Raw genomic sequence first — 11,846 nt, 5'->3', positions numbered from 1 at the left:
CTCATAGTGATCCTTTCGCTCCATCGTTTTTCCTGAGGGCTGAACTCTTAAAGCATATACCCTCCACCCTCAACGTGTGTTTTTCCGTTTAAAGAAAATACTCCATAAAAAATACGACCGTATACTTGCACTTACTTTTGCAACGAAACCATTTCTAGCTACGCTTTAAGTGTAGAAAGCATCATGGTGAAAAAATGAACATGGATATTGGGTATCGAAAAGTGGTACTACTTACTTTCTTACTCACTTTTAGCTTCGTTATTCAGGCTGAGGTAGTAAAGTTGGCGACGGGAGAATGGGCACCGTATCAATCTCAATCGCTTAAAAACGGTGGGTTCATTACTCAAGTCGTCGTGGAGGCATTTTCAGAGCAAGGCTATCAGGTCAAACTGCTTTATATGCCGTGGAAAAGAGCAATGAAGGAAGCGAAAGCTGGGAGAGTTGATGGTACCTTTCTGTGGGGGACGAACGAAGAAAGAGCCGAACACTTTTATTACACCGATAAAGTCCTCACCCTCACCAATGTCTTATTTCAAAAACGAAGCAACCCAATCCATTGGAGCAAAATTGAAGACTTGGCTCAATATCGAATCGGAGGGGTCGACGGTTACTCCTATGGGATAGAGAGATGGGAGGAGCTTGGTTTCATTAAACTTCAGCGTGTGCACAAACCCGAACTGAATTATCGTAAGCTGCAACAGGGGCGATTAGATTTGGTCGTCGAAGACACATATGTAGGAAAAAGCATACTTGAAGAACTCAATTTAGCCAGTCAAATATCCATCAATGAAAAGCCTATCAACCAGCGATCTTACTACGTTCTCATCCCTAAAGGTGGGGCAAAAGCCACTCAGTTGGTCGAAGCCTTCAATAGAGGACTTGGCAAGATACGTTCAGACGGGCGATTCAAGAAATACTTTGGAGCTTCAAACCGAGGCGAATATGTGTTGGCACCTCAAAAATAATTCTTACGTAAATAAAGTCCCTGTAAATAAGGACCCTATAAATAAGAGCAGTAACCCGGTGTTATTGCAGGGCCTTCGGCTTTGTTTTACTTGTTTTAGATATAGTCGAGCTAGTGGAGAATGTAGAGCTAGAAACGTCGCTCTAGCTCAGCATGCTTAGGTCAAGCCTGAATTAGTAGAGGTTAAAAAACGTAACGTCTTCGACAACGTCACTTTCTTCCTATAATACCCACGCTTTCCCTACCTTCTGACAACAAATCTGGAGGGAACTGCCCTTTTCGATCAACATAACCAGATTCACATATCGCTAAGCCACTACTCGCGACAAGCTTTTCTAATGTCTCTTTGTCTAGCCAATGAACAAAGTCTGGTAGGTTGTCGGTTCTGTTGTTCTCCCAATTCTTTGGATTGGTAATTTCTCCAGGGTACTCAACACTCTCTCTTTTTCTTCTTTCATATTCGGGAAGGAAAGAAGACCAGTTCTGTAAGAACGGCGTTTCACAGACGACGTAAAGCTTTCCACCGGGTTTCAACCATTTATAAGCAACTTGAATAGCGCTTTCGATCTGCTCACCTGTAAAGAAGTGAAGAACTCGACTAATAAGAATTTTCTGAAAAGAATTCTCTGGAAAATCTAGTTGATCAGGGAATGAACCAAGAGCGGTCGTGAGAGTCGTCGCCCCCCTACGATCCGCTTCTCTTTTAATATGATCTAAATGCCCTTCATCTATATCGTTGGCAGTAACAGAAGCACCGTTGTCTAATGCTGTCAGTGTTGCCAACCCAAACGCAGCCCCAATCTCCAGAAACTCACCCTCTTCAAAGGCAGTAAACTCTCTCGAGAATCGATCTAAATTGGTTGTAGCAAACCCTTGCTTATTTAAAGTCGGGACAAAAAACTTTTCACTTATCATAATGTTACAGTCTATTTGTTTTCCCTAAATAGACGCTACAACAATTGACTAACATTGTCTATGAGCTGTCCTAACTTCACTTCAGCAATTTGGGGTTAGCATGCTCATTCTTTGATATGAGGCAGATCCACCTCTAAATGGATCTTCTAAAGACACTCAGCGACGTCAACGCAAATGACATTGCACCGAAGCAATCGGTACTTTTGAATGCGTAAAGCACACGTAAGCTTTCGCTGAGTCACGAGGGCCAATGGTGATATAGCCAGTATGAACTTGATCACCGGGGAAGTTCACATGGCGAGAGTCTACTTCGCGACCATTGACGTAGTCAGCGCTAAACGCGTGATTCATATCGTTGGCAACTCTGGGCTGCGTGGTATCGGTATGGAAAGTCACCAAGGCGCACCGCAGTGGCGGTTTTCTCTGCCTGACAACGTGGCCTTTCTCATTCTCGCCTTGCTTGATGACATGAGGCACCTTTGAAGCTTGGTCGACACTATCAAAGCCCGAAACAATACACTCTGCATTCGCCAGAGCAGAGTAAGACCACAGAACGCCTAGCAAGGCACTCCAACTTTTCCTTTTCATTCACAACCTCTTAGAGCCAACAGACAAGGCACAATAACGAGAGGATAATCCATATATGCCAAAATAATGTTAAAACATTTCTCCATCTAATCACCATGTTCCCTCAAACGAGACTAAACTGTAAATGCTGCCTTCACGTCAGCCCTCGTCAGTCAATTATTAGCTTACATTCGCCCAACCAATAGCAATTAACATTTGGGGCAAACCGCTACGGCAGACGTATGAGAGAAAATACTTTATATAAATTTCAATACCTCCCTATCCTTGCGTTCACACTGTCGATGTTTGTGGGTAGCTATCTCTTCACTAAAACGCTTGACCGATGGATAACCGATATCGTCAGCGGTCATATGCTGAACTTAATCGACGATGTGGCGAATGAAATTAAACAAAAGAAGTTTGATGTCTTGCACATGCCGACCGCGCAAGTTGACCAGTTTCTCGATAACCTATCTCAAGCTTCCACTTTGCATCGTTTTACTCTCATTAGCGAGGCAGGACGCGTTCTCGGCGACTCTCAGATTAGTCTTAAAAAATATCTCAACTTGATGATCACAGTAACTTTCCCGAGGTCGTTGCTGCATTGAATGGAGAGCAAGGTATTTCCACTCACTTTAGCGTCTCAGGCAATCAGAATATGCTGTATACCGCCAAAGTTTATGAAGACGTCCATAATTCAGTCGCTGAGAATCCCAGGTATATTCTGCGACTCTCGACACCAATGACAGCTATTGATGATATGAAGCGAGGATTACAGATCATCGTCTATTCCATGTTAGGGGGGTCGTTGTTGATGCTGGTCCTCGTATCATGGTTTAGTAACCGGAAAATCTTGCATTTGGTTGACCTTGAACGGCAAAAACAATAGCTGCGAATAAAACAAAGTACGCATGATATTGAACTGCTGCACCGACTAGCCCATATGCTGGCCGCCTGTAACAATTTAGATGAGGCGCAAGCAGTCGTGGAAGATATTATCCCTCGCCTCTTGGGAGACTTGAACGGCTGTGTGGCAATTATGCGTGAGTCTCGTAATCAGATGGAAGTACAACTTGATTGGGGAGGCGAATGGCCAGCCAATAAAATGTACGCCCCTCATGAGTGCTGGGCACTAAGAAAAGGGAAACATCATTTATCTCACGACTTATATCACTACTTACCGTGTGCTCACATGGCTGGGCAAGATAAGGGGCAAACGTTATGTGTCCCGCTGACCGCTCATGGCAATACTGTCGGTATGTTCCACATCCATTTTGACAATGGAGAAGAGTTTGTTTCAGGAGAAACAAAGCAACTCGCGTTGACCATTGCCGAGCATTTAGGTTTAGCGCTCGCCAACCTAAGCTTGCAGGAAAAACTGCGAGCTCAAGCGCTGAGTGATCCTCTGACTGGATTATACAATCGGCGTTATTTTGAAGAAGCGATGGACAGTGCATGGCTACATGCCGAGAAGTACCAGAAACCTCTCTCTATCATAATGCTGGATCTCGACCACTTCAAACGTTTTAACGACAACTTTGGTCATGATGCGGGCGATTACGTGCTAAAAGAAGTCTCTAGCCTACTGAAAAAAATGGTCGAGAGTAGTTACGTGGAAATGCAGAAAACCTGAACAACCCATTGAGAAATTTACAGACGAAGAGCACACCAGCTAACGCGGTGTGCCCTCACCCGCCTGTACAAATTTCATCATGCCTTTTAGAAAAAGTGACCTAGTGCATTACGCCTAATATTGTTCTGATTCAGCGCTTACTGCTGCATCAACGTCACCAGACTAGAGTCTTTTAACGTGAGGCTTTCAGAGCTCTTGAATTCAGCGTCTTTTTCACTTTGAATAAAGTAGACAGGCAACTGCTGTTTCGATGCAACTGCGTGACCTTCCATTGGCCCTAAACAAAGCATAGTGGTCGCCCAAGCATCGCCCGCAATCGGATTACGGCCAAACACAGAAGCCGATACTAAATCGTGGGTGATCGGCGCACCAGTACGTGGGTCCAGAATATGTGAATACTCTTTTTTGTTTTTATCAAAGTTATGGTGATACGTGCCAGACGTGTTCAACGAAATACCCTTTTCATCATTGATCGTCACAATCTGATATGGACGAATTCCATCTTTTAAGGCAATGGGTTGCTCAATCGCCACACGCCACTTCTCACCTTGTGGTTTATGACCTTTAATCTTCATATCACCGCCGAATTCAACTAAGTAGTTCGTCACGCCATCCGACTCCAGAATACGACCTAGACGACTAATTGCATATCCTTCTCCCATCGAGGACAAGTCCAATTGCAAATTAGGGATAGTTTTTCTGATACGCAGGTGCTCAGAATCAACCTCAACTTTATCAATCCCCAACTCCTTTTTGACCTTCGCAATTTGCTTAGCGGTTGGGATATTCAGTTCGCCACTTTGGAAGCCCCAAAGCTTGAACAAGGGTTGAATCGTCGGATCGAAACAGCCGTCACTCTGTTTATTAATGGTCTGGGCAAGCGCCACCATGTAAATGAAATCTTTAGACGCTGGTTGCCAGTCTGTTGAACGACTTTGATTAAATTTGGATATATAAGAATCGTCGCGATAAGTTGAATATTCTTTATCAATATCTGCCAAAGTTTGACTAAACTGCTGCCGCACTTTTTCGACCGAAAGTGGCTTCTTCGACCAAAAACTCACATGATAGCTAGTTCCTTCGGCAAACCCTTCGATTTTCTCAAGTTTGGGAGGCTGGCTACAACCAGATAGAAACAAAGAAAGCAGCAAGGAAGTGCCAATCACGCGGCTATGTTTGATTAGAAACTTTGAAGATTGAACGAGCATGTAACGCCTTATCGGTACGAAAAATTGGCCAGAGTCTATCAATAGAATCCGGCCAATACCAGATGATGCCAATGCTTGTGATATAAATCAGACAAGTTGATAAAAAAACATGCTGGAAAAATGCATTAAATCAAAGTATTAATTTCGCCAAACGATTAATATTGACGCAACATTGTCCTCATATAGTCAAGCAAGCAGATTGAGACAGCCGAAGAAGAAAATAGATAAGGAAGTTTATGAAGATCAAGTTCGCTTTTATTCTCATTTTAAGCATATTGTCGTCCTCAGCGATGGCTGAAACACAATCTCTTCAAGCCTCACTCCCTAACGGTAATTACCCAAAAGGCGACGTCAAAGGAGCGCGATTTACCTTTATCTATGGCCAAACTTACAAAGTATCTGGGGCAAATTTCACATTGTTTGGTATCTCAGATGTGGATCATTTTACCGGAGCTGAGCTGGCCTTATTAGGAGCAAACCGTAACCGAGTTGAAATGCAAGGGTTCCAATTCGGCGTTGCAAACTGGAACGACGTCAAAGCGACTGGGGCAAGCCTTGGCATGTTTAACTACACTGGCGAATTTTATACCGGGGCGCAACTCGGATTCGTCAACTACAACCATGGTTTGATGAAAGGGGCGCAGCTAGGTTTAGTGAACTTTGCCAACCATTTAACTGGCCTGCAATTTGGCATCGTCAATGCCACCAACCGTATTGATAGCGGCGTCCAAATCGGGTTAATCAATTACGATAAATCTGGCACCTTACTTGGCAAAAACATTCCTGTTTTGCCGATTATCAATGCGCGTTTTTAGTGCAGAAATAACCTGAGCACAAACACTGATCTTATTATCACCCAAAGTTCGTATATCCCTGTATTGTTAACAACAGGGGTAACTCCAATTTGTAACCTCTTTAGATACTCAAAGTTGCAATGAGACACGGGTGACTGCCAAAGCACTAACAAAAACACACATTGTCTGGACATTCCTCGTAATTCCAAAGTGTAGGATCGGCTGCCTTAACAATCTGGGAGATTCTCCCAACCGTTTCACGCTTCATACTGGAGATCTATTATGAATTGTCGCGCAGCTTTCGCCTTGCTACTGACCACATTATCGGCATCAGCTATTGCTGAAACGAACGCTCCAACTGCAACTGCAACTGCAACTGCAACTGCAACTGCAACTGCAACAACACCCTACCAGCTGTCGTTGCCAGACCAAAACTATCCTGCAGGTAATGTTAAAGGGGCACGCCTAACCCTGTTTTATGGACAAACTGATAAAGTTTCTGGTGCAAACTTTACCTTACTCGGTTTGTCTGATGTGAACGATTTCTCAGGTGCTGAGCTAAGTTTCCTTGGGGTAAACCGTACTCGCGATAACATGACTGGCGCGCAGTTCGGCTTAGTGAACTGGAACGACAACATAGCATCTGGCGCAAGTCTTGGTCTCGTCAACTACACGGGCGGTCAATATACCGGTGCGGAACTTGGCTTGGTTAATATCAACCAAGGTTCGTTAAACGGCGCTCAGTTCGGGTTCATCAACTACGCAGCCGATCTCAATGGCCTTCAATTTGGTCTTGTTAATGCGACTAACCGCATCGATCAAGGTGTGCAAATTGGCCTGATCAACTATGACAAATCAGGCACACTGGCTGGAAAAAACATCCCAGTATTACCGATTATTAATGCGCGCTTTTAGCATTTAATCGCCTGCGCCAGCCCGTTGCTGGCGTAGAGCATACCTCTGCCCGTATCTGCTATACACTCATACGCTATAACTTATCCCTAGATCTATCTCAACAACAATCTAATCACCCCGCCCTTGCGTTAAATTGTGTGATTAGGGATAGCATGCTGAAAATCTGAAAAGAGCTACAATTTAATAAGTCACCTAACACATTTCATTACGATGTAAGGCTTATTTGTCATGCACAGTCGGCAGCTCACCAATCGACATTTTGACTTCCACTCACCAATCGGTCGGCTAATTATTTGGTTAGCAATGTCTATTGCCTGTTTACTGGTGCTGCTCTCGCCCAAGCCACAACAAGTTTTGCTGTCTCTATTAGGGGTTGCGAGCCTACTGTTATGGGGCTGTTATCTAGCAAAAAAAAGTAAGGTGTCTTTTACGCTCACCGCCACTCACTTACAGCAACACCTCTATCATGGTGGCTGGGTATTGAAGTGGAGTAACATCAGTAAAATAGGCCTTTGCACTTACAATAACGATGGTTGGCACCAACCTTTGCCATGGGTGGGGATAAAAATAAAACACTACCCACCGTATTTAGAAAGTATTTGCCCCAGGATCATCACCGATGTATTACTCAATCAGCGGGTGATTCTTTATCTAGGTGCGAAACAATGCGGTAAAGAAAAGGTATTTGAAGATTATGTACTTGATGGTGAGGCATATAGAAGCCCTGCGCGCGAATACACAGGGCTACAAGCTATGTTAGCGAATCGAATGAAGCACCAACGTCAATTTCATGACTACGATATATTTATCGCGGTCGCCGACCTAGACCGAACGGGTGAAGATTTTGTGGGTCTCGCTCGGCGCTATTTAGCGGCAGCCGAGACAGAGCCCGACCACCATTAGCCATTAGCGCCTAGCGCTGGCACTGTCTACACCGCGGCGTTATCTGCCACATAAGGATTCGAAGCTCTTTCTTGGCCAAAAGTGGACTCAGGCCCGTGACCCGGAATAAATCGCACTTCATTACCCAATGGCCATAACTTAGTCTTGATTGAGCGAATTAAAGTATCGAAGTCCCCTTTCGGAAAGTCAGTTCGCCCAATACTACCGCTAAACAGCACGTCACCAACAAAAGCCAATTTTGCTTCTGAGCTATATAACACCACATGACCTGGAGTGTGGCCCGGCGTATGTATCACATCAAAAATTTGATTGCCGAAAGTCACCTTATCCCCTTGCACCAACCACTGATGAGGTTCAAATGCTTCCGTCAAAGGGAAGGAAAACATCTGACTTTGATTTTTTAGGCCTTCCAGCCAAAAGCTATCGTCTTTGTGTGGGCCAATAATCGCTATGTCGCCAAGTAGCGCTGCGAGCGGTTCAGTCCCGCCAACGTGATCAAGGTGACCATGGGTCAGCACCAACTTAACGATGTTGACTTGTAGCTTGTCAATCCACTGCTTCAGTTCTTCTACATCTCCGCCTGGATCAACGACAATGCCTTCCATGGTGTCATCACACCAAACGATCGAACAATTTTGAGAAAATGGTGTAACTGGAACAGTTTGATATTGCAGAGACATAGATAACCCTTGGCTAGCTTTAAAACAGGGCGAACTATGACACTAGATGAAAGACATTTCAATAGACCGTTACCTGTGAAAATCAACCTTTACCGTAGCTAAAGTTATCATAACTATAGATATCATCCCGATAGTGTACCTGGCCTGATTCATACCACACGGTCTGATAAATGATGTGTACGGGTATCGATTTTTTCAATGGAATAGCGCGATTGACAATGTCCGTACCTTTGATGAAACGCTTAACGGCCTGAGTGTCCATCAATAAGTCGGCAAACTGTCCCGCTTTCTCTATTCGCACGCAACCAGAGCTAAATGCGCGAGTTTCTTTGGCAAATAATTCTTTACTCGGGGTATCATGCAAAAAAATGGCACGCGGATTTGGAGTATTAAACTTATACAACCCTAGAGCGTTGTCTCGTCCCGAGCGCTGGCGCATTTTGTAGGTGAACTTGTATGGGTCAACACTATTCCAATCGATACCATTAGGATCGACAGGTTCCTTATCACCCCATTTTTCAATAATTTCAATATTTTGCTGATCAAGATAGGTCACATCTTTCTTTACCTTGGGCAAAATATCCGCCACCATTATTTTCCAAGGAACATTCCAGATTGGGTTCAACACCAAGGAATCGAGGTTCACTTCCATGACAGGTGTTCGGCGACTCTTTCGCCCAACAACAACTTTAGACTCAAAAACCTCAACACCGGAATCCCAATACTTCATCGCAAAACTTGGCACATTCACAACAATTAATCGCTCTCTTTGCTGTGGCCAAAGCCTGGCTCGTTCAGCGTTTAACGCCAGCATTTTAAGGCGTTTTTCAATCGGCATATTCAGCCATTTTACCGTGGTGGCGTTGATCTCCCCATCATCTATTAAGCCGTGAGTTTGTTGGAACGCGCGTACCGATTTCACTAAGTTTCGGTCGTATCTATTCCCTTTAGAACTGCGAGAACTCACTGGGATATCAAGAATGCGCAAACGCTGAATGAGAGCAGCTTTGTCGACGAGCACTGCCCCCGGCTTCTTCAAACCCACTTGTTCATAAGCTTTGAACTCTTTACCATCATAAGAACGTAAGCGTTGGTAAGACGAAGACAATTCTTTGTATCCCATACTATTGGGTGTATAGCCGTGGATCAGCCCATTCAATTGCTTCATATGCACCGCAACCAAAAGCTCTTTCACAGAGGCTTCTGAAGGCGGTGGAAAGGTATTGGCAGGTTTTTTGTCAAAAAACCAAGACTCTCCTTGCAACGGTGCCTGTTCGACATAGCTCATGTAAAGAAGCAGAGTATCCGTAGCCAGTAAATCATACTCAAACCACCGATTGGCTTGACGATAATACTGAAGGTAGCTCAGTTGACTTGAAAATAGTGGACTTATCCCCGCCTGCCTGATCATCTCTAATTGAAACTCAAGCAGTTGACTTTGCTCAAGGTCATACCAAATAAGGTGGTCGTCATTTTCTCGATAAACCCGATCCACTAAATCAGGAAATTGAATCACACTCGTTACTGACGAATCAGGCTGAATCCAGTTCAACTTCTCGAACCGCTCTAGCGCCCCTGAAGAAAGTGGGAATAACCAAATCAGCAGTACCGCTATTTTTACCTGAATCTGAGCCATCTGATTGTTTCTTTTTTTAAGTTTCAAACTAACTAAAGTATGGCAAAGAATCTGTGAGTTCGTGATGTGCCTTAGGAGATTTGTAGCTTATAAAGCATAGTGAGACAGAAGAAATTGATAGTAACCCTTTGTCAAATTAACAGAATTCAGAAAGATAATGATGAGAACAAAAGAGCCAACGATTGCTAAGCCATCGTGTGGCGAAAATGAGACGGGTAATTACGGGAGGCGGAATCAAGCTGAAATAAAAAAGCTCCGAACATGTACGGAGCTCTTTCGTAAAACAATCTATCACAGTTTCAACTTATGTTTACCGTGAGAGGCCTTCGCTTTTAGGTAGTCTTCGTTACCAGATTTAACATGGGCAAGCGTGTTAATCACTTCCGAAATTTGCACACCATGAGAGCGTAGATCGGCAATTTTCTTCGGATTGTTTGTAACCAGGCGAATAGTATCAACTTGCAACGCGTCCAACATTTGCGCAGCTTCCGAGAAATCACGTAAATCATCTCCGAAACCGAGGTGGTTGTTCGCCTCGTAAGTATTCATCCCTTCACTTTGAAGCTGATAAGCGTCGATTTTATTGTATAAACCAATGCCTCGCCCTTCTTGTCGAAGGTAAAGAATGATACCACCTTGCTCTCCCATCTTGTTGATGGTTTCATCAAGCTGCTCACCACAATCACAACGAGAAGAGTGAAATACATCTCCCGTTAAGCACTCGGAGTGCATTCTTACCAAAGGGGTCGATTGAGCTGTATCTGCTTGCTTAAACACAACTGCAACGTGTTCTTTATCTGTTTTAAGGCCATGAAATGAAATCAGTTCAGCTTCGATATCGCTACTCTGACCGACTTTGAAATTTACTCTGGCTCGTACTTCCGCCATATATTTACTCACTTGGGTATGACTGATGCCGAGGCACCTTAACGCGTATCTAATCTTAGTTAACTATTGGGGCAAAGCAGACACTTTTCAATAATGACTATTTTTTCAACAATGACTATTGAAGGCGAGCAATCAATGCCACAATTGTTATATTATAACAATTGTGGCATTGATTGGAAAGAAATCAGCGCAAACGGGATTGCTCATCGACTAGCTTCATAAAAAAACCACTAAACAAATTACCCCACCGCTCAAGCCTAAAGGGGCCACTAAGGCCTCATACCCAACTTAACCTTACCTTTCGAATCAAACCATAGGGCTTGCTTTCTGCGGCGACCGAGCAAAATAGGGCCATCATCGTAGAACAAAAAGTTCTTCCAATGTTGGCGAAAAATAGACCATTTTGTTTCAATCACATTGTATTTTTCATAGCAAAAGTACACGGTCACATCATCTTGCCAATCAATGTGCTGAAGAACCTCGTCAGGTAAACCTAGCTCGTCGTCTTCCCAGTTCTCCATCCAACTCACTTCACCCTGCCAACTTTTATCTTGGCTTGGCCAATCCCCTGAGCTCAGCCTATCGGAATCTGGACTCTGAGGACTAATATTCTCTTGCCAAAACTGCGCCGCTCTTACTTGGCTCATCGGCTTGATCAGTGCGAGGTCCTGTTCTGGAATCGGCATAGATTGATGGGTAAAAATCCACTTTCGAGAGTAAGATTCTAAAGGGATATATGACAT

General features: G+C 44.0%; 13 protein-coding genes. 6 read left to right on the top strand and 7 right to left on the bottom strand.

The features are described from left to right. The first annotated feature begins 194 nt into the window (after positions 1-194). The gene (locus L4C34_RS05025; RefSeq protein ID WP_428788255.1) at positions 195-965 is read left to right on the top strand and encodes a substrate-binding periplasmic protein; all 771 of its coding nucleotides are present in this window, start codon (positions 195-197) and stop codon (positions 963-965) included. A gap of 209 nt (positions 966-1,174) precedes the next feature. Here the strand turns inward: L4C34_RS05025 and L4C34_RS05020 are convergent, their stop codons facing one another. Together L4C34_RS05020 and L4C34_RS05015 are read right to left on the bottom strand one after the other, a co-directional pair. Continuing rightward, on the bottom strand, positions 1,175-1,879 hold the full coding sequence (locus L4C34_RS05020; RefSeq protein ID WP_428788254.1) for a methyltransferase domain-containing protein: 705 nt from the start codon (positions 1,877-1,879) through the stop codon (positions 1,175-1,177). Between the two features lie 165 nt (positions 1,880-2,044). Then, positions 2,045-2,467 (bottom strand): hypothetical protein, encoded by a 423-nt coding sequence (locus L4C34_RS05015; protein ID WP_428788253.1) that lies wholly within the window; start codon positions 2,465-2,467, stop codon positions 2,045-2,047. 221 nt (positions 2,468-2,688) lie between these two features. Here L4C34_RS05015 and L4C34_RS05010 point away from each other — a divergent pair, with 221 nt between their 5' ends. Then, positions 2,689-3,054: a hypothetical protein gene (locus tag L4C34_RS05010; protein WP_428788252.1), complete on the top strand. Its 366-nt coding sequence runs from the start codon at positions 2,689-2,691 to the stop codon at positions 3,052-3,054. Between the two features lie 377 nt (positions 3,055-3,431). Further along, the gene (locus L4C34_RS05005; protein ID WP_428788251.1) at positions 3,432-4,079 is read left to right on the top strand and encodes a sensor domain-containing diguanylate cyclase; all 648 of its coding nucleotides are present in this window, start codon (positions 3,432-3,434) and stop codon (positions 4,077-4,079) included. Between the two features lie 137 nt (positions 4,080-4,216). On the opposite strand, the gene L4C34_RS05000 is transcribed toward L4C34_RS05005, so the two are convergent. Further along, positions 4,217-5,287, bottom strand: coding sequence for an FAD:protein FMN transferase (locus L4C34_RS05000; RefSeq protein WP_428788250.1), 1,071 nt, complete (start codon positions 5,285-5,287; stop codon positions 4,217-4,219). Between the two features lie 236 nt (positions 5,288-5,523). Here L4C34_RS05000 and L4C34_RS04995 point away from each other — a divergent pair, with 236 nt between their 5' ends. The 3 genes from L4C34_RS04995 to L4C34_RS04985 all read left to right on the top strand — a co-directional run bounded on the left by L4C34_RS04995 (position 5,524) and on the right by L4C34_RS04985 (position 7,899). Next, positions 5,524-6,102 carry an LA_2272 family surface repeat-containing protein gene (locus L4C34_RS04995; protein ID WP_428788249.1) on the top strand — a complete coding sequence of 193 codons (579 nt, stop codon included), beginning with the start codon at positions 5,524-5,526 and terminating at the stop codon, positions 6,100-6,102. Between the two features lie 261 nt (positions 6,103-6,363). Continuing rightward, complete coding sequence (locus tag L4C34_RS04990; RefSeq protein WP_428788248.1) at positions 6,364-6,996, top strand: LA_2272 family surface repeat-containing protein; 633 nt, start codon at positions 6,364-6,366, stop codon at positions 6,994-6,996. Between the two features lie 228 nt (positions 6,997-7,224). Continuing rightward, a complete protein-coding gene (locus tag L4C34_RS04985; protein ID WP_428788247.1) occupies positions 7,225-7,899 on the top strand; it encodes a DUF2982 domain-containing protein in 675 nt (224 codons plus the stop codon). 26 nt (positions 7,900-7,925) lie between these two features. Here L4C34_RS04985 and L4C34_RS04980 read toward each other — a convergent pair whose 3' ends face one another. The 4 genes from L4C34_RS04980 to L4C34_RS04965 form a co-directional block, all read right to left on the bottom strand. Continuing rightward, positions 7,926-8,579 (bottom strand): MBL fold metallo-hydrolase, encoded by a 654-nt coding sequence (locus tag L4C34_RS04980; RefSeq protein ID WP_428788246.1) that lies wholly within the window; start codon positions 8,577-8,579, stop codon positions 7,926-7,928. 82 nt (positions 8,580-8,661) lie between these two features. Continuing rightward, positions 8,662-10,215: a L,D-transpeptidase family protein gene (locus tag L4C34_RS04975; RefSeq protein ID WP_428788245.1), complete on the bottom strand. Its 1,554-nt coding sequence runs from the start codon at positions 10,213-10,215 to the stop codon at positions 8,662-8,664. Between the two features lie 291 nt (positions 10,216-10,506). Beyond that, positions 10,507-11,103 carry a GTP cyclohydrolase II gene (locus L4C34_RS04970; protein ID WP_428788244.1) on the bottom strand — a complete coding sequence of 199 codons (597 nt, stop codon included), beginning with the start codon at positions 11,101-11,103 and terminating at the stop codon, positions 10,507-10,509. A gap of 269 nt (positions 11,104-11,372) precedes the next feature. After that, complete coding sequence (locus L4C34_RS04965) at positions 11,373-11,846, bottom strand: DUF2947 domain-containing protein (protein ID WP_428788243.1); 474 nt, start codon at positions 11,844-11,846, stop codon at positions 11,373-11,375.

The organism is Vibrio profundum (assembly GCF_050337555.1).
In the GTDB taxonomy this organism is placed as follows: Bacteria; Pseudomonadota; Gammaproteobacteria; order Enterobacterales; family Vibrionaceae; genus Vibrio; species Vibrio profundum.
Note: the sequence above shows the minus strand (reverse complement) of the source record. Positions and strands in the feature narration are given on the sequence as shown.